This window comes from Pseudomonas sp. GW821-FHT09A09 (assembly GCF_059418405.1).
Genome location: NZ_JBWKPU010000001.1, coordinates 289,242 through 310,078, shown reverse-complemented (window position 1 = coordinate 310,078; position 20,837 = coordinate 289,242). Strand labels below are relative to the sequence as shown.

General features: G+C 62.0%; 15 protein-coding genes and 1 pseudogene. 1 reads left to right on the top strand and 15 read right to left on the bottom strand.

Annotated elements, in window-relative coordinates; translation table 11 throughout:
- The first annotated feature begins 10 nt into the window (after positions 1 to 10).
- The gene (locus tag AC07OV_RS01365) at positions 11 to 1,918 is read left to right on the top strand and encodes a methyl-accepting chemotaxis protein (protein ID WP_176997250.1); all 1,908 of its coding nucleotides are present in this window, start codon (positions 11 to 13) and stop codon (positions 1,916 to 1,918) included.
- 3 nt (positions 1,919 to 1,921) lie between these two features.
- Here AC07OV_RS01365 and AC07OV_RS01360 read toward each other — a convergent pair whose 3' ends face one another.
- The 15 genes and pseudogenes from AC07OV_RS01360 to hutH (AC07OV_RS01290) all read right to left on the bottom strand — a co-directional run bounded on the left by AC07OV_RS01360 (position 1,922) and on the right by hutH (AC07OV_RS01290) (position 20,830).
- Positions 1,922 to 2,656, bottom strand: a complete 735-nt coding sequence (locus tag AC07OV_RS01360) for an amino acid ABC transporter ATP-binding protein (RefSeq protein WP_038844774.1) — start codon at positions 2,654 to 2,656, stop codon at positions 1,922 to 1,924.
- The gene (locus tag AC07OV_RS01355; RefSeq protein ID WP_494996177.1) at positions 2,649 to 3,608 is read right to left on the bottom strand and encodes an amino acid ABC transporter permease; all 960 of its coding nucleotides are present in this window, start codon (positions 3,606 to 3,608) and stop codon (positions 2,649 to 2,651) included. Before AC07OV_RS01355 ends, AC07OV_RS01360 begins: the two co-directional genes overlap by 8 nt.
- A 132-nt stretch (positions 3,609 to 3,740) precedes the next feature.
- Positions 3,741 to 4,538, bottom strand: a complete 798-nt coding sequence (locus tag AC07OV_RS01350; protein WP_060767882.1) for a transporter substrate-binding domain-containing protein — start codon at positions 4,536 to 4,538, stop codon at positions 3,741 to 3,743.
- Between the two features lie 219 nt (positions 4,539 to 4,757).
- Positions 4,758 to 5,558, bottom strand: coding sequence for a transporter substrate-binding domain-containing protein (locus AC07OV_RS01345; RefSeq protein WP_494996176.1), 801 nt, complete (start codon positions 5,556 to 5,558; stop codon positions 4,758 to 4,760).
- Between the two features lie 184 nt (positions 5,559 to 5,742).
- Positions 5,743 to 8,315: pseudogene (gene mdoH, locus AC07OV_RS01340) on the bottom strand (glucans biosynthesis glucosyltransferase MdoH); the annotation flags it as partial.
- Entirely contained in the window at positions 8,308 to 9,996 is a 1,689-nt protein-coding gene (locus tag AC07OV_RS01335) for a glucan biosynthesis protein G (RefSeq protein ID WP_218172715.1), read from the bottom strand. The gene AC07OV_RS01335 and the pseudogene mdoH, both read right to left, overlap by 8 nt.
- 324 nt (positions 9,997 to 10,320) lie before the next feature.
- Complete coding sequence (dtd, locus tag AC07OV_RS01330; protein ID WP_078740275.1) at positions 10,321 to 10,758, bottom strand: D-aminoacyl-tRNA deacylase; 438 nt, start codon at positions 10,756 to 10,758, stop codon at positions 10,321 to 10,323.
- Positions 10,755 to 11,726, bottom strand: a complete 972-nt coding sequence (pip, locus tag AC07OV_RS01325; protein ID WP_176997256.1) for a prolyl aminopeptidase — start codon at positions 11,724 to 11,726, stop codon at positions 10,755 to 10,757. Before pip ends, dtd begins: the two co-directional genes overlap by 4 nt.
- 103 nt (positions 11,727 to 11,829) lie before the next feature.
- The gene (locus AC07OV_RS01320; protein ID WP_495091315.1) at positions 11,830 to 12,765 is read right to left on the bottom strand and encodes an alpha/beta hydrolase; all 936 of its coding nucleotides are present in this window, start codon (positions 12,763 to 12,765) and stop codon (positions 11,830 to 11,832) included.
- A 137-nt stretch (positions 12,766 to 12,902) separates the two neighbouring features.
- Positions 12,903 to 13,838, bottom strand: a complete 936-nt coding sequence (locus AC07OV_RS01315; protein WP_495091314.1) for a choline ABC transporter substrate-binding protein — start codon at positions 13,836 to 13,838, stop codon at positions 12,903 to 12,905.
- A 228-nt stretch (positions 13,839 to 14,066) separates the two neighbouring features.
- Positions 14,067 to 14,867 (bottom strand): N-formylglutamate deformylase, encoded by an 801-nt coding sequence (gene hutG / locus AC07OV_RS01310; RefSeq protein ID WP_494996173.1) that lies wholly within the window; start codon positions 14,865 to 14,867, stop codon positions 14,067 to 14,069.
- Between the two features lie 12 nt (positions 14,868 to 14,879).
- Positions 14,880 to 16,085 carry an imidazolonepropionase gene (gene hutI / locus AC07OV_RS01305; protein ID WP_495091313.1) on the bottom strand — a complete coding sequence of 402 codons (1,206 nt, stop codon included), beginning with the start codon at positions 16,083 to 16,085 and terminating at the stop codon, positions 14,880 to 14,882.
- A gap of 15 nt (positions 16,086 to 16,100) precedes the next feature.
- The gene (locus AC07OV_RS01300) at positions 16,101 to 17,510 is read right to left on the bottom strand and encodes an amino acid permease (RefSeq protein WP_495091312.1); all 1,410 of its coding nucleotides are present in this window, start codon (positions 17,508 to 17,510) and stop codon (positions 16,101 to 16,103) included.
- 142 nt (positions 17,511 to 17,652) lie between these two features.
- Positions 17,653 to 19,191, bottom strand: coding sequence for a histidine ammonia-lyase (gene hutH / locus AC07OV_RS01295; RefSeq protein ID WP_494996171.1), 1,539 nt, complete (start codon positions 19,189 to 19,191; stop codon positions 17,653 to 17,655).
- Positions 19,192 to 19,306: 115 nt separating this feature from the next.
- Positions 19,307 to 20,830 carry a histidine ammonia-lyase gene (gene hutH, locus AC07OV_RS01290; RefSeq protein ID WP_495091311.1) on the bottom strand — a complete coding sequence of 508 codons (1,524 nt, stop codon included), beginning with the start codon at positions 20,828 to 20,830 and terminating at the stop codon, positions 19,307 to 19,309.
- Positions 20,831 to 20,837 lie beyond the last annotated feature (7 nt).

The following is a 20,837-nucleotide window of genomic DNA, read 5'->3' as shown; positions in this document are numbered from 1 at the left end:
GAGGCTCCCCATGTTTCGTCGGCTGACCCGCCTGCTGGGCAATGCCAGTGTCACGCTCAAACTGGCCCTGGGCTTTGGCCAGGTGCTGATCCTCAGCCTTATCATTGCGGTCACCGGTTGGCAGGCGTTGAGCGCTGCGCTGGACCGCTCAGGCAACCTGACGGTGCTGGGCAAGCTGACCGTTGTAGCGCAGGCCATGCGAGCTGATCGCATTGTGTATCGCACCCTCACTGACACGGCCAGCCTGGGCAAGATGAGCACCCAGATCGAAGAGATCGAGCAGCAACTGGCCTACCTCTCCAGCCGATTGAAAGACCCGGACGACCTGTCGCGTGCGCAACAAGCAACCCAACTGGTGAATGCATTCAAAGCGGCGCTGGCACAATTGCCACCCTTGATCGAACACCGGGAGAGCACGCGTACCCCGGTGCAAAAAACCGCGCTCCAGGCGGGCGACACACTGGCCCAACTGGCCAGCGAATTGCCTGACCAACACGACCAGAACGCCTTGGAGGCCATCGAGAACCTGCGTCAAGCCATCAGCCAGGCCGAGAACCGCACTCAACGCCCGGCCTGGTCCGCCGACTCGTTGCAAGCCTACGCACAGAGCATCAGCCAGACACTCGATGCACTCGAAACGGCGCTGGCTGCGGTGACCGCGCTTCCCGTCGACTCCAGCGTGCTCAAGGAGGACCTGGCGGCGTATCGCACTCAACTTACGGCACTCAAGGACGCCCAGCTGAACACCGAAACAGTGCAAAACCGCTTCGAGCAACAACTCAACAGACTGCTTGAGCAAAGCGAGCAATTGAGCCAGGACCAAGTGCTCAAGGGTGACGATGAAGCACGCCGGAAACGTACGCTGCTGGTAGGCATCACCCTCGCGGCCTTGGTGCTGGGTAGCGTTGCCGCGTGGTGGATCGCCCGGCAAATCGTAGTACCGCTACGAAAAACCCTCGCCACTGCCAACCGCATCGCCAATGGCGATCTGAGCCACACCACCCGGGTCGAACGCCGTGACGAACTGGGCCAACTGCAGCAAAGCATCGCCCAGATGACCCAGAACCTGCGCAACCTGATCAGTGGCATAGGTGGCAGTGCCCAGCAAGTCGCCAGTGCTGCCACGCAGTTGTCGACGGCGGCCGAGCAGGCGCGTGCCGGCATCAGCCACCAGAGAGATGAAACCGATCAGGTCGCCACGGCGATGAACGAAATGCTCGCCACTGCTCAGGAAGTCGCCCGGCATGCCGAACAGGCGTCGGCGGCGGCAACCGAGGCTGACCAACTAGCCAGCACCGGCGATAAGGTGGTGACCCTGGCCATAGAGCAAATCGGCCAGTTAGCCAGCGAAATGACGCGCTCGAGCCAGGCAATGCTCGCGTTGCAGCAGGAAAGCCAGAAGATCGGCAGCGTGCTGGACGTGATCAAGTCCGTGTCCCAGCAGACCAACCTGTTGGCCTTGAATGCAGCCATCGAAGCAGCGCGTGCAGGTCGGGCCGGCGAAGGGTTTGCCGTGGTCGCCGACGAAGTGCGCAGCCTGGCCCAACGCACCCAGGAATCCGCCGAAGAAATCGAAGGGTTGATCCAAAGCCTGCACGCCGGCACCCAGCAAGTCGCCGACATGATCAGCAGCAGCCGCAGCCTGACTGACAACAGTGTAGGCCTGACCCGTGATGCAGGGGAGGCACTGGCAGCCATCGCCCGCACGGTGTCGGTCATCCAGGACATGAACCCGCAGATCGCCGCTGCCGCCGAAGAGCAAAGCCTGGTGGCAGAGGAGATCAATCGCAGCGTATTGAAGGTCAAGCACGTGTCGGAACAGGCAGCCGCCGCCAGTGAGGAAACCGCGACAGCCAGTGCTCAGCTGACAAAATTGAGCCTGGACCTGCAGACCCTGGTCGGCAAGTTCAGGCTCTGAAGATCACAACACCTGGCGCAAAAATGCCTGGGCGCGTGGGTCTTTCGGCGCGTCGAAAAACTCGGCCGGGGCGGCGTCCTCGAGCAGCTTGCCGTGATCGAAGAACAGCACCCGGTCAGCCACTTCGCGGGCGAAGCCCATTTCGTGGGTGACGCAGACCATGGTCATGCCCTCCAGGGCCAGGGTCTTCATCACGTCCAGGACTTCACCGACCATTTCCGGGTCCAGCGCCGAGGTGGGTTCGTCAAACAGCATCACCTTGGGGTCCATCGCCAGGGCCCGGGCAATTGCCACCCGTTGTTGCTGACCGCCGGAGAGGCGCGACGGAAATTCGTTGGCCTTTTGCGCGATACCGACCTTTTCCAGCAGGGCCAGCGCCTTGGCTTCGCGTTCTTTCTTGCTGCGCTTGCGCACGACCTTTTGCGCCAGGCACAGGTTTTCCAGCACGGTCATGTGGGGGAACAGGTTGAAATGCTGGAACACCATGCCGACTTCGCGGCGGTAGGCATTCACATCGGTCTTCGGGTCGGCCAGTTGCAGGCCGTCGATGCTCACCGAGCCCGAGTCGAATTCTTCCAGGCCATTGAGGCAGCGCAGGAAGGTGGACTTGCCGGAACCCGACGGGCCGATCACCACCAGCACTTCGCCCTTGGCCACCTGGGTGGTCACGTTGTCCACCGCGCGCACCACCTGCCCACGGGTGTCGAAGACTTTTACCAGATCGCGGACTTCAATCACTTTGCGCGAGCCTCCGCTCAAGCCGGCTGGCCATTTTCGACAGCGGCAGGTTGATCAGCAGGTACAGGCCTGCCACACAGAACAGGATTTCAAACGGCGAAAACGAGGTGGTGATCACTTCGCGGCCACTCTTGAGCAGTTCGGTAATCGCGATCACCGACACCAGCGAAGTGTCTTTCACCAGGCTAATGAACTGCCCGGCCAAGGGTGGCAGCACGCGCTTAAAGGCTTGCGGCAACACCACATGGCGCATCGACTGGCTGGCACTCAGGCCCAGGGAACGGGCGGCTTCGTTCTGGCCACGGGTGATGGACTGCACGCCGGCCCGGACGATTTCCGCCACATAGGCACCGGTGAACAGCGACAGCGCCGCGATGCCGGCAAACTCCCGGGACAGGTTGAGCACCGTGCCGATAAAGAAATAGAAAATGAAGATCTGCACCAGCAGCGGCGTACCCCGCACCAGTTCGACGTAGATCGTCGACAGATCGCGCAACGTTGGGTTGCTGGACAAGCGGCACAGGCCGGTCGCCAAGCCGATCACCAGGCCCAGAATGCCGGACACCACCGACAACCACAGCGTGGTCCACAAGCCCCACATCAACGGCCCCAACGCCCACTGCCGGGTCACGCCGACGACATCGCCTTCGGCCACGTCATCGCCGCGAGCCACTTGCAGGCTGTTGTCGGCAACGGTCAGCTTCTGCTCGGCGCCCGCGTCGTTGCGCAGGGTGACTTCGGCGACGTCGCCTTTGCGTACCAACTCGACCACCGTGGAGATGTCGGCAGCGCGTTGGGACGTTTCAGCCTGGTAGGCGAAGTACTGCGGTACGCGGTTCCAGCGCCACTCGTAGGACATCAACGAGGTGGCGTAGTACAAGGCGCCAGCCAGGCCGACCAGCACGACCACGGTGAGCAGGTGCCAGGGCCATTGGGCTTTTTTCTGTTTCATTTCACGTTCCGGGATGTGTGTTGCCTGTGAGGCCGCCATCGCGGGCAAGCCCGCTCCCACATTGTGATGTGTGAACACCGTCAACTGTGGGAGCTGGCTTGCCTGCGATACAGGCAACTCGGTCTAAAGCCTTTATTCCATGTCCTTGAGCCACTCGGAGCTCTTGAACCACTTGTCATGGATGCGATCGTAGGTGCCGTCGTTACGGATCTGGTGCAGGAAGTTGTTGATGAAGTTGATGCTGTCGTAATCGCCTTTTTTCAGGCCGAACGCCAGGGGTTCGAAGGTGAAGGGTTCTTCAAGGAACACCAGCTTGCCATTACCGACTTTCTTCTCGGCAACCACGTTGTAAGGCGCGTCATACACAAAGGCGTCCGCCTTGCCGTTGACCACGTCCAGCACGCCTTCCTGTTCGTTGTCGTAGCCGTGGTACTTGGCCTTGGAGATCAGCTTCTTGGCGACCATTTCACCGGTGGTACCCAGCTTGGAGGTGAGGCGGTATTTCTCGTCGTTCAGGTCTTTGTAGGACTTGATGGTGCCTTCCAGGTCCTTGCGGATCAGCAGGGTCTGGCCCACCACGATGAAGGGTTCGCTGAAGTTCAGGCGCAGGTTGCGTTCCTGGGTCAGGGTCATGCCGCTGCCGATCATGTCGAACTTGCCGGTCAAGAAGGCCGGGATGATCCCGTCGTAACCGGTGGACACCAGCTCCAGCTTGACGCCCATGGACTTGGCCATGGCCTTGAGGATGTCGACTTCGAAGCCGATGATTTCACCGCGCTTGTCTGTCATTTCGAACGGCATGTAGGTCGGGTCCATGCCCACTTTCAGCGTGCCGCGCTTGACCGCATCATCGATGGCGCCGGCCTGGGCCGCAGTGGCGGCAACCAGTGCGGTGACGCCGAGCATCAGCATCGAAAGATACTTTTTCATCATCAAGTCCCCTGAACGATTCTTGTAAGGTCGGCGCATAAAAAGGGCTGCACCATTTCGGGGTGCGATCCTAACCCACTCGATGCCCGTCACAAAGGTTTCACAGGTATTTGTTATCCGCGTATGTCGGAAAAGCCCCACAACGGTGCAGCACAGCGCAGGTGTAGACACGTCGGCGAGTCACGCAGGCAAGCAATTGATGTGTAAGTAGTTATGACTTCAGTCGATTTCCACCATCCAGTCGGTGTCCCTGAACCACTTGTCGTGCAACCGATCGTAGGTCCCATCCTGGGCGATCTGATTGAGGAAATGGTTGATCCAGTTGACGCTGTCGTAATCGCCTTTTTTCAAACCAAAGGCCAGCGGCTCGAAAGTAAAGGGCTGTTCAAGGGACAGCAGCGTACTGTTTTCCGGCCTGGCCAGCGCGATCAGGTTGTAGGGAGCATCGTGGATAAAAGCATCGGCTTTGCCCTCCACCACCTGCCTGACCCCGTCTTGCGGGTTCGCAAAACGGGTCACTTGTGCGGCCCCCAGGAATCGTCGTGCTGCCAGCTCCCCCGTGGTGCCTTCGCTGACAGCGATGCGATAACCGGCTTCATCCAGGTCTTCCACGCTGCCGACCCGGCCGGCAAGGCTGGGGTGCAGCAGCACAGTCTGGCCCACCACGATAAAGGAGTCGCTGAAGTTCAGCTTCAGGTTGCGCTCCTGGGTAACGGTCATGCCGCTGCCGATCAGGTCGAACTTCTTCGCCGCCAACCCCGGCAGCAGGTCGCCATAAGGTACGGCCACCAACTCAAGCTCTACGCCCAGCGCCTGGCTCATGGCCTGGAGCAAGTCGATCTCGAAACCCACGATCTGCCCGTGTTTATCGGTCATTTCGAAAGGCATGTAGGTAGGTGAGGTACCGACTTTCAGCACACCGCGCCGAACGGCATCATCGATGGCGCCTGCCTGCCCCAGGCTAACCTGAATCAGCGCAATAGCGCCGATCAGCCATGCCGAACAATACCTGTTGATCATGAATCCCCCTGTCACCGAATCAAATTTCGGGGGCGATCCTAACCCAGCCACAGGCACAGCAATACGCCCAGCACCTTGGACTTTTGTTTCGAAATAACAAGGAGTTAGTGCCGAAAGGAAGCGGCGGAAAACGCTGTAGGACCAGCGTTCGAGGCGCCCCCGAGAAGAACCTCGGGGGCGTCTGAATCAGGCCGGTTGGGCCTGGGACGACTGCGGTTGCAACGGCAGCAACGGCGCGTGCGGATCAGCCTTGATCGACTGGCGCCATGCACCCAGCCACTCGGCATGCCCTTCGCTCCAGACCTGCTCGTGAAGTCGGGCCAAGGCGACCGGATCGCTGAGCAAGGCCAGGCGTTCACCGTTGTTGAGGCCGGCCGGGCCGACTTTCAACGCGTGGCGAACACGCTCCTGACGCAGGTACTCGATCGGCTCCGCCTCGCGGTGACGCGAAGTCGCCAAGGCACAGGCCAGGGCGTTCTGCTGCGGGTCGACCACCGAACGAATGAAACCGTCATTGAGCGCATGCCAACGGTTCTCGTGGGTGTACTTCTCGGTCGACAGCAAGGCTTGCGGCGGGTTGTATTCCTCAGGAATCAGGAACAGGCTCTCGTCGCGGGACTTGAGGCCCAGCTTGACCCGGCTGGAAATCACCGACACCGGGATCGACAGCATCAGCGAACCGACGATCGGGATCAGCCACCACAGGAAGCTCGGGTTCAACCACACCACCAGCAGCGCCCAGAGGAAGCCCAGCACGGTTTGCGGCCCGTGGCGCTTGACCGCCTCGCCCCACGGGGTGGAGTCGTCGTCACGCTGCGGCGAGTTCCAGGTGGCGGCCCAGCCGAGGAACGCGGCGAGTACGAAACGGGTGTGGAAGATCATTCGCACCGGCGCCAGCAGCATGGAGAACAGCATCTCCAGCAGCATCGACAGGGTGACCTTGAACTTGCCGCCGAACTCTTTGGCGCCCTTGGCCCAGATCAGGATGATGCTCAGCAACTTGGGCAGGAACAGCAGCACGATGGTGGTGGAGAACAGCGCCACTGCCTTGTCCGGGTGCCATTGTGGCCACAGCGGGTACAACTGGCGCGGCGCCATGAAGTACTGCGGCTCCATCAAGGTGTTCACCGCCAGCAGCGCGGTGGACAACACCAGGAAGAAGAACCACAACGGTGCCGACAGGTAGGACATCACGCCGGTCAGGAACACCGCACGGTGTACCGGGTGCATGCCTTTTACCAGGAACAGGCGGAAGTTCATCAAGTTGCCGTGGCACCAGCGACGGTCACGCTTGAGTTCGTCCAGCAGGTTCGGCGGCAGTTCTTCGTAGCTGCCCGGCAGGTCGTAGGCAATCCACACGCCCCAGCCAGCACGGCGCATCAGCGCGGCTTCAACGAAGTCGTGGGAAAGGATCGCACCGGCAAACGCACCCTTGCCCGGCAATGGCGCCAGGGCGCAGTGCTCGATGAACGGCTTCATGCGGATGATTGCGTTGTGACCCCAGTAATGGGATTCACCCAGTTGCCAGAAGTGCAGGCCGGCGGTGAACAGTGGGCCATACACACGGGTGGCAAACTGCTGCATGCGCGCATACAGGGTGTCCATGCCCGACGCACGCGGCGCGGTCTGGATAATCCCGGCATCCGGCGTGGCTTCCATCAGGCGCACCAGGCTGGTGAGGCATTCGCCGCTCATCACGCTGTCGGCGTCGAGCACCACCATGTACTTGTATTCACCGCCCCAACGACGGCAGAAGTCGTCGAGGTTGCCGCTCTTGCGCTTCACACGGCGGCGACGGCGGCGATAGAAAATCTTGCCGAAGCCACCGGCTTCGCGGCACACGTCGAGCCAGGCTTGCTGTTCGGCGATACAGATATCGGCGTCGTTACTGTCACTGAGCACGAAGAAGTCGAAGCGGTCCAGGTCGCCTGTGGCGACCACCGATTCGAAGGTTGCACGCAAACCGGCGAATACCCGGGGCACGTCTTCGTTGCAGATCGGCATCACCAACGCGGTACGGGCGTCTTTCGGAATCGGCTCGTCACCGGCACTTTTACCGGAGATGCGGTATTTATCGTGACCGGTCAGCAGTTCCAGGAAGCCCATCAGCGCGGTCCAGAAACCGGCCGACACCCAGCAGAACAGAATCCCGAACATGATCAGAATGCTGGTTTGCAGGGCGTAAGGCAGCACCTGGGTGGCGGTTTGCAGCAGGGTCTGGTTGCGAATTTCGTCGAAGTCGACCAGCGACCAGCCCTGGTACGGCATGATGCCTTTCATGTACCAGCCGGCCACGATGGTCTGGCCGAGCATCAGGATCAGCAGGATGTAGCGACGGATCGAACCCACGGTGCGCCAGCGTGCAGCAGGCAGCACGCGCTCGTCTTTCGGCGGTTTGGGCGGGTTGGTACGACCGGTCAGCCGGCGCCAGCCACGCACCAGGATATTGGTGCGCCACGGCTCGGGCACCACCTTGGTCCGACGGATCGGCGGCGTGGCCTTCAGGCACACCCGGCCACCGGCGTCGAGCGCAAGCATTTCAGCGTCTTGCAGCTCTTCGGCGGTGTTGAGGGTCAACCGACGGCCGACCGAGGCCTGGGCGGCATCGATCGGGGCGTCGAACGTCGACGACGACAGGCGTTCATGCAACTCGCTGAAGGACGTGCAGCCCGCCAGTTCGGCGCGCTGCTCAGCGGTCATCGGGAGGTGCGCCAGGTACTCGGACAGCGTCTCTGGCGTGGCTTGAGAATTACTCATCGGCAGGCAACTGATAGCTCCAGGTCTCGGTCAGGACTTGTTCGGTCTTTTCCGGCTCCGGTGTGGCTGGGGCAGCTTCTGGCTGCTTGGCTTCCTTGTCTTTTGCATCTTTGGCGTCTTTCTTGGCCTGTTTCTCGTGTTGCTTGGCCAGGACCTTGTCGGCCTTGAGCACTTGGGTCGACACCTTCTCAGGTTCCGGCTTCACGATGTCCTGGACCAGGGCCGCACGCATCTCGGTCGGCTTGCCGGCGTCCTTGATCTTCATGCGCAGGGTCAGGCGCCAGCCTTTGGTGTGCTCGTTGTAGCGCACGCTGTTTTCAACGACTTCGGCGTTTTCACCCACGCTGACCTGGCTGCGCACCGGGGCGTCCGATGGCAAGGCCTTGAGGGACGGGCCCTCGAAGTCCACCAGGTAGGCCACGCTGCCGTCAGGCTGGCGGATCAGGTTGGATTGTTTCACGTCACCGGTGGAACGCAGGGTCTGCTTGACCCAGGCGCTGTCGGCCGGGTGCAGCGATTTTTCGTCCATGGTCCAGTGCAGGCGATAGCTGACATCCAGCGGCTTGCCGACTTCCGGCAACTCGGCCGGGCTCCAGAACGCAACGATGTTGTCGTTGGTTTCGTCGGCGGTCGGAATCTCTACCAGGTTGACGGTGCCTTTGCCCCAGTCGCCCTCAGGCTCGATCCAGGCGCTTGGGCGCTTGTCGTAGTTGTCGTCCAGGTCTTCATAGTGGCTGAAGTCGCGGCCACGTTGCAGCAGGCCGAAACCACGCGGGTTTTCAACGCTGAAGTTGCTGACCGACAGGTGTTTAGGGTTGTTCAGTGGGCGCCAGATCCACTCGCCGTTGCCGGCATGGATCGACAGGCCGCTGGAGTCATGCAGCTCGCGACGGTAGTTGAGGACCTTGGACGGCTGGTTCGCGCCGAACAGGTACATGCTGGTCAACGGGGCAACGCCCAGCTTGCTGACCTTGTCGCGCAGGTACATCTGGGATTTGACGTCGACGATGGTGTCAGTGCCAGGGCGCAGGGTCAGGCGATAAGCGCCGGTGGCCCGTGGCGAATCCAGCAGGGCGAAGATCACCAGCTGTTTCTCACCCGGTTTCGGACGTTCGATCCAGAACTCGGTGAAACGCGGGAATTCTTCGCCGGACGGCAATGCAGTGTCGATCGCCATGCCACGGGCGGACAGGCCATAGGATTGGCCCTTGCCCACGACGCGGAAGTAGCTGGCGCCGAGCATGGTCATGATTTCGTCTTGCTTGTCGGCCTTGTTGATCGGGTACAGCACACGGAAGCCCGCGTAACCCAGCTGCTCGGTGGCTTTAGGGTCGAACTTCACGTCGCCGAAATCGAAACGAGTCGGGTCGTACTTGATTTCCTGGACGCTGTCGGCAGTGACTTCGTTGATCTTCACCGGCGTGTCGAAGTGCATGCCCTGGTGATAGAAGGACAGCTTGAACGGCGTGTTCTGATCGGCCCACTCGGCTTTTTCGTTGCGGAAACGAATCTTCTGGTAGTCAGCGAATTTCATTTCGCGGAATTCGTTCGGCAGATTGCTGCGCGGAGCTTCGTATTTCTGCCCGGCCAGCTCTTTTGCCTTGGCCGACACATCGTCCAGACTGAATGCCCACAGTTGACCCGCGCCGAACAGGCAAAACAGGGCGGAGCCCGTCACCAGTGCGTTTCGTAACCGTTTGGCAGACAATTTTGGTGCATTACAGGGACTAACAATCACGAGCAACCCTCGCCGAAAACAGATCAAAAAACCAACGGCCAGCTATCTATATGCCAGGTTGGCGAGCATTGTTCCGACTCCCCTGGGGCAAAATGATTCCCCATTGGTTGTCGGACAAGTCTCTACCTAAGTCAAAAATGGACCAAACAACGCTGATCCCCGTAGCGCGCGATTATCTAGTAGCCCGCGAAACAACGCATCAGGGACAACGAAGTATTTGTAGCGAAACCCTGCGTTTTTAGGCATTAAAAGTCGTTTTTAATACATTCACGTCTGCAAGAGGAAGGTCACAGGGCCATCATTGACCAAATGCACCTGCATATCAGCGCCAAAACGCCCCGACGCCACCTTGCCATGCAATTGTTGCGCTTGTAACAGCAGGTGATCAAAAAGCGCTGCTCCCAGGGCCGGAGGGGCCGCCGTGGAGAAGCTCGGCCGTAGCCCGCTCTTGGTATCCGCCGCCAGGGTGAACTGCGACACCAGCAGCAAACCGCCGCCGATGTCCTTCAAGGACAGGTTCATCTTGCCCTCGTCATCGCTGAACACCCGATAGTTAAGCAGCTTGTGCAGAAGTTTGTCGGCGCTCTCGGGTGTATCGCTCGGCTCCACGGCCACCAGCACCAGTAAACCCTGGTCGATTGCCCCAACCACTTCGCCCGCGACTTCGACCCGGGCGCCGCGCACCCTTTGTAACAAACCCTTCATGCTTCTTCTGGCGGCAGATCAAGCAGGCGCCGTGCCATTTCGCCGGTGGCGCGCACCAGCGCATCGGTGATGCCCGGCTCGGACGCGGCATGGCCGGCCTCGCGGATCACCTGCAGCTCACTGTTGGGCCAGGCCTGGTGCAATTCCCAGGCGTTATCCAGCGCGCAGATCATATCGTAGCGCCCGTGGATGATGACGCCAGGCAGATGGGCGATCTTGTGCATGTCGCGAATCAGCTGGTTCGGCTCCAGGAAGGAATTGTTGGTGAAGTAGTGGCACTCGATGCGTGCGATGGACAGCGCACGCTGGGGCTCGGCAAAACGCTCCACCTGCGCCTGGTTCGGGCACAGGCCCAGCATGCGACCTTCCCAGGTCGACCACGCCTTGGCCGCGTGCATCTGGGCGATCTGGTCGTTGCCGATCAGGCGCTTGTGGTAGGCGCCGAGCAGGTCGTGCCGCTCATCCTGCGGGATCGGCGCCAGGTAGTCCTGCCAGTAGTCCGGGAACATGCGGCTGGCACCGGTCTGGTAGAACCACTCAATGTCTTGGGGCCGGGCGAGGAAAATGCCGCGCACGATCAGGCCGAGTACACGCTCCGGGTGGGTTTGCGCGTAGGCCAGGGCCAGGGTCGAGCCCCAGGAACCGCCAAACAGTACCCATTTGTCGATGCCCAGGTGCTCGCGGATGCGCTCCATGTCGGCGACCAGGTCCCAGGTGGTGTTGTTTTCCAGGTTGGCGCGGGGGGTGGAGCGCCCGCAGCCACGCTGGTCAAAGGTGACGATGTGGTAAAGGTTCGGGTCGAAATAGCAGCGGCTGTTGGCGTCGCAACCGGAGCCAGGGCCACCATGGATGAATACGACGGGCAAGCCTTCGGGGGAGCCACTTTCATCGACGTACAGGGTGTGGATGTCATCGACGGCCAGATCGTGCCGGGCGTAGGGTTTGATCTGCGGGTACCAAGTCTGCATTGCGCGCTCCGTAGGGTGTCGGGTTCATCCCTGGGGGGACGTCTATTATTTTGCCGTCTGGCACTATAAACCCGAATTGTGCAATGAGCATGTCCTTGAGCACTTAGACCTGTGTCAGCCCTTCGCTCCTCAGGTAATACAACAAGTAGTCGTAGAGCTGATCCACTTCCGGCACCTGCCCGCGCGCGCGCAGGCAGCCGTGGACCAATCCCTTGCCGGGATACAACACCGCCTGCCCCCCTGCCCCTTGCAAACGCTCGGCATACAGCATGCCGTCATCGCGCAACGGGTCGAACTGGGCCACGGCGATCAACGCCTTGGGCAGCCCGCCGAAATCCTTGGCCAGCAGTGGCATGGCGTAGGGCGTGGGCTGACCGGTCCCCTGCAGGTAAAGCGCCAGGTAAGACTCGGTGTCGGCGCTGCTGAGCAGGGGCGCATCCCTGCAATCACGGCGCGACGGCAAATCAGCCGAGCCGCCTAATCCTGGATAAATCAGCACTTGGGCGCAGGGCAGCGGCTGGCCGTCATCGCGCAAGCCCAGGCACAACGCCGCCGCCAGGTTGCCGCCGGCACTGTCACCCATCACTGCCAGGCGCTGCAGGTTAATGCGGCATGGCGCCTCCCCTGCCTGGATCGCTTGCCACACGGCCCGGCAATCCTCGTAGGCGGCCGGAAACGGATGTTCAGGCGCCAGCCGGTAATCGATGGCGATCACCTGCACGTGCAGGGCTGTGGCCAGTTCGAAGCAGATGAAATCGTGGGAATCCAGGCCACCGACGGCCCAGCCGCCGCCGTGCATATAAAGGAGGCAGGGCCGGCCTTCGGCCGGCGCGGGGCCAGCGGGCTGGTAGCTGCGTACGCCGACACCGCCGAGGCAGAAGTCCTCGATGAGCAGGCCTTCTGGCCGTGGCGGGGTGAATGCGCGGCACATGCGGTCGTAGTTCTGGCGCAAGCCGGCCAGGGATGAATCGTCGCTGGTGAAGGATTCAGTTTTGGCGATGAAGGTGCGCATCTGCGAAGAAACAAGGTATTCAGCCATGCATCAGTCTCCCTGACCATTGAGGTCAAATGTAGGAGCCGGCTTGCCGGCGATAGCTGTGTGCCAGGCAACTAATCATTGCCTGATAGACCGCCATCGCTGGCAAGCCAGCTCCTACAGGTTGTCCGGTGTGGGGTTCAGGGTTTCAGGCTGGCCCGTACCGCCGCCGCGCCATCACCGCCATCAAACGCTTGAACGCCGGCCAGCCAGCGCTGCAAATCCTCAGGGTGATCACGCAACCATTGCTTGGCCACATCCTGCGGCGATTGGCGCTCCATGATCGGCACCATCAGCTGGCTTTCCTGGGCGGCGGTGAAGGTGAGGTTTTCCAGCAGACGGTTGGCGTTCGGGCAACGCTCGGCAAAATCCGGCGCGGTGACGGTGGACACGGTAGCCCGGCCTTCATCGGCGCCGAACACGTCTTCACTGCCGGTGAGGTAGGTCATTTTCATGTTGATGTTCATCGGGTGCGGGGTCCAGCCAACAAACACCACGAACTCCTTGCGGTTCACCGCACGCTGCACCGCTGCCAGCATGCCCGCCTCACCGGAAGCTACCAGCTTGAAGCCGCCGAGGCCGAAGTGGTTGGTGTCGATCATCTTCTGGATATCGGTGTTGGCGCCGCTGCCGGGCTCGATACCGTAGATCTTGCCGCCCAGTTTGTCCTTGAAGCGGGCGATGTCCGCGAAGGTCTTCAGGCCTGCGTCGGCGACGTACTGAGGCACAGCCAGGGTGGCCTGGGCATCGGCCAGGCTGGGTTTGTCGAAGACCTTGACCTGCTTGGCGGCCAGGAATGGCGCGATGTTGTTGTCCATCGCCGGTTTCCAGTAGCCGAGGAAGATATCCAGGCGCTTGTCGCGAATGCCGGCAAAGATGATCTGCTGCACGGCGCTGGTTTGTTTGCTGTCGTAGCCCAGGCCATTGAGCAGCACGTCAGCCATGCCGGAGGTGGCGATCACGTCAGTCCAGCTGACCACGCCCATGCGGATGCTTTTGCAGGAGGCCGGCTCGGCAGCCAGGGCGTTGGCGCTGATCAGCGCGGCGCAGGTGAGGGTCAACAACAGTCTTTTCATGGATGAGGTCTCACTCGGCAGCTTTTATTGTGGGGAGTGGCGTCTGGTGCGCCGTATCCACAACCTTACCCAGCAGGATCTCGATAAACACGACCTGTGGCGACCGGCAGTTGCACAGAGGCGACCGTGAGGGCCTCATCGCAGGCAAGCCAGCTCCCACATTTGACCGAGTTTCAACATGAGAATGGGGTTAAAAATGTGGGAGCTGGCTTGCCTGCGATGGCGATATCAGCCGTAACGCTTCTGCCCCCAGGCCAACAACCCTTCCAGCAACTGCTTCAACACCACCTGCGTCGGCTCCGCCAGGTCCGGCCGATACCGGAACGGCTCAACCTCTTCCATATACGTGCTCTGGCACAACTCCAACTGCACCGCATGAATATCCTGCGCCGGGTCGCCGTAGTGGCGAGTGATATGCCCACCCTTGAAACGCCCATTGAGCACATGGGTGTACTGCGCGTGCTGGGCGCAGATGCCTTCCAACTGGCTGGCCAGTTCCGGGTCGCACGCGGCACCGTTGAAGGTGCCGAGGTTGAAGTCCGGCAACTTGCCGTCGAACAGGTGCGGGATCACCGAGCGGATCGAGTGCGCATCAAACAGCAAGGCGTAGCCGAACTCGGCCTTGAGCCGGGCAAGTTCTTCCTGCAGCGTGCGGTGGTACGGGCCCCAGATCTTTTGCAGGTAGGTCACGCGCTCTTCTTCGGACGGTACCTGCCCCTCAAGGAACAATGGCACACCATCGAACAGGGTCGCCGGGTAAAGCCCGGTGGTGGCACCGGCATAGAGCGGTTTGTCGTCCGACGGCCGGTTCAGGTCGATCACGAAGCGCGAATACTCCGCCGCCAGGGTGCTGGCGCCCAGTGCTTCGGCGAAGTCGTACAGCACAGGGATGTGCCAGTCGGTGTCAGGCAGGCTTTGGGCCTCGGGGATCAACCCGGCTTCGACCGCAGGCGTGAGGCGCAGACCGGCGTGGGGCATGCTGATCAGCAGCGGCACGCGGCCTTTTTTGAACGTCAGAACCTTATCCACAGCAGCACTCCTTCATACAGTGACGTCGACGCCATGGCGCACGACGCGTTTATCCAGCTCGCCACCCAGCCAGTAGGCCAGGTCAGCGGGGCGATCAATCTGCCAGGCGACAAAATCGGCCACCTTGCCCACTTCCAGGGAACCATGGGTATCGCCCATACCCAGCGCGGTCGCCGCATGAGTGGTGGCGCCGGCCAAGGCTTCTTCCGGGGTCATGCGGAACAGGGTGCAGGCCATGTTCAGCATCAAGCGCACTGACAACGCCGGCGAGGTGCCAGGGTTGAGGTCGCTGGCGAGGGCGATTTTCACAGCGTGCTTGCGCAGAGCGTCCATCGGCGGCAATTGGGTTTCGCGCAGGAAGTAGAAAGCCCCCGGCAACAGGACCGCGACGGTGCCGGATGCGGCCATGGCGATGGCATCTTCTTCAGTCATGAACTCCAGATGATCCGCCGACAGCGCGTGGTAACGCGCCGCCAGGCTGGAGCCGTGCAGCGACGACAGTTGCTCGGCGTGCAGCTTCACCGGCAGGCCGAGCTGCTGGGCCACCTTGAACACACGCTCCACCTGCTCGGTGGAAAACGCCAGGTATTCGCAGAACGCATCCACCGCGTCCACCAGCCCTTCCGCCGCGAGGGCGGGCAGCATCTCGGTGCAGATGTGGTCGATGTAGTCGTCAGCGCGGTCCTTGTACTCGGGTGGCAATGCATGGGCGGCCAAGCACGTGGCACGCACGCTGACCGGCAGCGCTTCACCCAGGCGACGGGCTACGCGCAGCATCTTGCGTTCGTTGACCAGGTCCAGGCCGTAGCCGGACTTGATCTCCACCGTGGTCACGCCGTCACGCAGCAGGCTGCGCAGGCGTTTCTCCGCGCTGGCAAACAGTTCATCCTCGGTCGCGGCGCGGGTTGCGCGTACAGTGCTGGCAATGCCGCCACCCTTGGCTGCGATCTCGGCGTAGCTGACGCCTTCGAGGCGTTGCTCGAACTCGCCACTGCGATTGCCACCGAACACCGTGTGGGTGTGGCAGTCGATCAGCCCGGGGGTGACCCACGCGCCTTGCAGGTCATGCACCTGGACGTAATCCGCCGTGGGCACTTGGCTGCGGGGGCCGATCCACTCGATGAGCGAACCGGCGGTGACCATGGCGGCATCCTCGATAATCGAGTACTTGCCCTGGGCCATGGTTGCGACGTGGCAGTGTTGCCAAAGCGTTTTCATCAACGCCTCCCTAGATTAACGATGAGACAAAGCCGGGTCGTGATGGACCTTGGCCGCTTGCCCGGCCGCAGGCTTGACCCACAGCAGGTAGGCCACGACCAGCAGCACGATCCATACGGCGCCGACCAGCAAGGCAGCCTGGGTATCCGGGAAGTAACCCAGCACACCAAACACGAACAGCATGAACACGATGGCGGCGGCCGGCGCATAGGGCCAGAACGGCACCGGGAATTTCAGCTCGGCGACCTGCTCCTCTGTCATGGAGCGGCGCATGGCGACCTGGGTGAACAGGATCATCAACCACACCCACACGGTGGCGAAGGTGGCAATCGAGGCGATCAGCAGGAACACGTTTTCCGGGATCAGGTAGTTGAGCACCACGCCGCCCAGCAGCGCTGCGCCCATGACCACTACGGTCATCCACGGCACGCCCTGTTTGGACAGCTGCGCAAACCCCTTGGGTGCCTGCCCTTGTTGGGCCAGGCCATACATCATGCGGCCGGCGCCGAAGATGTCGCTGTTGATGGCCGACACGGCCGCCGAGATCACCACGATATTGAGGATGGTCGCCGCCGAGCCAATCCCCAGGTTGCTGAAGATCTGCACGAACGGGCTGCCCTGGCTGCCGATCTGCGGCCATGGGTAGATGGCCATCAGCACGAACAAGGTCAGCACGTAGAACAACAGGATGCGCAGCGGCACGGCGTTGATCGCCTTGGGGATCACACGTTGCGGGTCCTTGGCCTCGCCGGCGGTGATACCGATGATCTCGATGCCACCAAAGGCAAACATCACCACCGCGAACGAGGCGATCAGGCCGCCGATGCCGTTGGGCATGAAGCCGCCGTGGGCCCACAGGTTGCTGAGGCCACTGGCTTGGGTTTCACCTGCCGAATGGATGCCGAACAGCATGATGCCGAAACCGCCAAGGATCATCGCGACGATGGCGCCGACCTTGAGCAGCGACAGCCAGAACTCCATTTCGCCAAACACTTTGACGTTGCACAGGTTCAGGCCGCCGATCAAAAACACGATGCCGAGCACCCAGACCCAACGCGCGACTTCGGGAAACCAGAAGCCCATGTAGATGCCGAACGCGGTGACGTCAGCCAGGCAGACGATGATCATCTCGAACGCGTAGGTCCAGCCGAGGATGAAGCCGGCCATGGGGCCCAGGTAGGTGCTGGCGTACTGGCCGAAGGAGCCAGCCACCGGGTTGTGCACGGCCATCTCGCCGAGGGCGCGCATCACCATGAACACCGCGGCGCCACCGATCAGGTAGGCGAGCAGCACGGCCGGGCCGGCCATCTGGATGGCGGAGGCGGAGCCGTAGAACAGCCCGGTGCCGATCGCGGAACCGAGTGCCATGAAGCGAATATGTCGGGCACTTAGCCCGCGTTTCAAACCCTTTTCTTGCTGGAGCATTTCTCTTCCCTAGTTATTTTTATCCCGAGAAAATCCAAATCTTGCGCCTAATCCCTGTAGGAGCTGGCTTGCCAGCGATAGCGGCGTATCAGATAGACCGCTATCGCCGGCAAGCCGGCTCCTACAGAGGGAGGTGTCGCTCTTACAAACTTGGCAGCAGCTTGGCCGGCACCAGTTCATTCAGGCAGCGGCTGGCGAGCAGTTCGCTGGCGGCGTTGATGTCCGGGGCGAAGAAACGGTCCTTCTCATAGAACGCCACTTTGTCGCGCAGGATGCCGCGCGCTTTCTCAAGCTTGGCCGAGGTCTTGAGGCCGTCACGCAGGTCCAGGCCCTGGCACGCGGCCAGCCACTCGACAGCCAACACGCCACGGGTGTTTTCAGCCATTTCCCACAGGCGCTTGCCTGCGGCCGGGGCCATCGACACGTGGTCTTCCTGGTTGGCCGACGTCGGCAGGCTGTCCACGCTGTGCGGGTGGGCCAGAGCCTTGTTCTCGCTGGCGAGCGCGGCGGCGGTCACCTGGGCGATCATGAAGCCGGAGTTCACCCCGCCATTGCCCACCAAAAACGGCGGCAGTTGCGACATGTGCTTGTCCATCATCAGCGAGATACGGCGCTCGCTCAGGGAACCGATTTCGGCGATGGCCAGGGCCATGTTGTCCGCGGCCATGGCCACGGGTTCGGCGTGGAAGTTACCACCGGAGATCACGTCGCCTTCGGCGGCAAACACCAGCGGGTTATCCGACACGGCGTTGGCTTCGACCACCAGCACTTCAGCGGCCTGGCGGAACTGGGTCAGGCACGCGCCCATGACTTGTGGCTGGCAACGCAGGGAGTACGGGTCTTGCACCTTGTCGCAGTTCTGGTGCGACTGCGACACCTGGCTGCTGTCGCCGAGCAGGTCGCGATAGGCGGCCGCTGCATCGATCTGCCCACGCTGACCACGCGCAGCATGAATGCGTGCGTCGAACGGCGAGCGCGAACCCAGCACCGCTTCCACGGTGAGCGCGCCGCACGCCAGGGCGCCAGCGAACAGGTCTTCGCCTTCGAACAACCCGCGCAGTGCGTAAGCGGTGGACACCTGGGTGCCATTGAGCAGCGCCAGGCCTTCTTTGGCGGCGAGGGTCAGCGGCGTGAGGCCGGCGACTTTCAGCGCTTCGGTGGCTTCCAGCCATTCGCCTTTGTGGCGCGCCTTGCCTTCGCCCAGCAGCACCAGGGACATGTGCGCCAAGGGCGCCAGGTCGCCGGAGGCACCGACCGAACCTTTCAGAGGTATATGCGGGTACACCTCGGCATTGATCAGCGCGATCAGCGCGTCGATTACCTGGCGGCGAATCCCGGAGAACCCACGGCTGAGGCTGTTGACCTTGAGCACCATGACCAGCCGCACCAGCGCATCGCTGATCGGCTCACCGACGCCGGCGGCGTGGGACAGCACCAGGGAACGCTGGAGGTTTTCCAGGTCTTCGCTGGCGATGCGGGTCGAGGCCAGCAGGCCGAAACCGGTGTTGATGCCGTAGGCGGTGCGGTTCTCGGCGAGAATCTGCTCCACGCAGGCCACACTGGCGTCGATCTGCGCCGTGGCGCTGTCATCCAGACTGAGGGTTACCGGCTGCTGGTAGATGGCCCGCAGTTGGGCGAGGCTCAGTTGGCCTGGAATCAGGTTTAGCGCAGTCACATTCATGCTCCTTTTGAGAGTGTTGTTAACTACCAGTCGCTCCGGATGCTTCCGTTATCCGCCGCGGCCCTCTTTTAGAGCGACACGCGGCTTGGCACGCTGGTTATTGTTGGAAAAAACGTCAGTGCAAATTCGGCAAGGTGCGCTGCAGCAACGCGGCGTCCTTGAGCAAGGCGGCGGCGGTGGCGATGTCCGGCGCAAGCCAACGGTCCTGCTCATACGCTGGCACCCCTTCACGCAGCAAGCGCCAGGCGCTGTCAGTGCCGGCGCCGAAACGCTGGTCCTTCAGGAACTCGAACGCCTGGGCCGCCAGCAAGTACTCGATGGCGAGGATCTGCGTCACGTTGGCCAACACCTGGTGCAGCTTGAGCGCGGCATTGGTGCCCATGCTCAGGTGATCTTCCTGCAGGCCCGAGGTGACAAAGTTATCGAGCACGGCCGGTTGCGCCAGCTGGCGGTTTTGCCCGCACAGGGAGGCGGCGACGTACTGCACGATCATCATCCCGGAGTTGACCCCGGGGTTGCTCACCAGGAACGCCGGCAAGCCGCTGACGTGCGGGTTGATCAGGCGGTCCAGGCGGCGCTCGGCCACGGAGCCGATCTCGGCCATGGCGATGGCGAGCATGTCGGCGGCCAGCGCCACGGACTGCCCGTGGGGGTTGGCCTGGGACACCACGCGGTAGTTGTCCGGCGTGCCGAGCACCAGCGGGTTGTCGGTGGCGCTGTTGAGTTCGGTCTCGACCTGGCGGGTGGCGTGCTCCACTTGATCACGCGCGGCGCCGTGAATCTGCGGGATCGAACGGATGCTCAAGGCGTCCTGGGTGCGGATGCCTTTGCTGCTGGCGATCACTTCGCTGCCGTCGAGCAAGGCGCGCAGGTTGATGCCCACTTGCTGCATGCCAGGGTGTGGCTTGAGCGCAATGATTTCTTCATCGAAGGCGTCGATCTGCCCGCGCTGGGCCTCGAAACTCATGGCGCCGATCACGTCGGCCCATTGCAGCAAATGGTGAGCATCGGCCAGGGCCAGGCAGCTCAGGCCGGTCATGCACGGGGTACCGTTGACCAGGCACAAGCCGTCTTTGGCGCCGAGCACCACCGGTTGCAACCCTTCTGCGCTTAATGCCTCTTGCGCCGGAACAATCTTGCCTCGGTAGCTCACATTGCCGACGCCCAGCAAGGCCACGCCGACATGGGCCATGTGGGTCAGGTAACCCACCGAACCCTGGGACGGCACTTGCGGCGTGATACCGTGGTTGAGCAGCGCCAGCAGCGAATGCACCACCTGCGGGTGCAGGCCGGATTTACCGTGGCTGTAGTTGATGATGGCGGCGCAGATGATTGCGCGGGTCTGCTCGTCGCTGAGCACCGGGCCGACGCCGCAGGCGTGGCTCAGCAGCGTATTGCGCGACAGTTGGCTGAGCTGCTCGCCCTTGAGCGACACATTGCACAGCGCGCCCAGGCCAGTGTTCACGCCGTAGGCGCGTTCGCCGCTGGTGACGATGCGTTGCACGATGGCTTGTGCATTGTCGATGCGTGCCCAGGCCTGGCCCGAGAGTTCGAGGACCGCGCCGTGACGGGCGACGGCGACCACGTCCTGCCAGCGCAATGGCGTGTCCGCGATGGTGATTTTTGTTGGCTGGGACATCTTTATA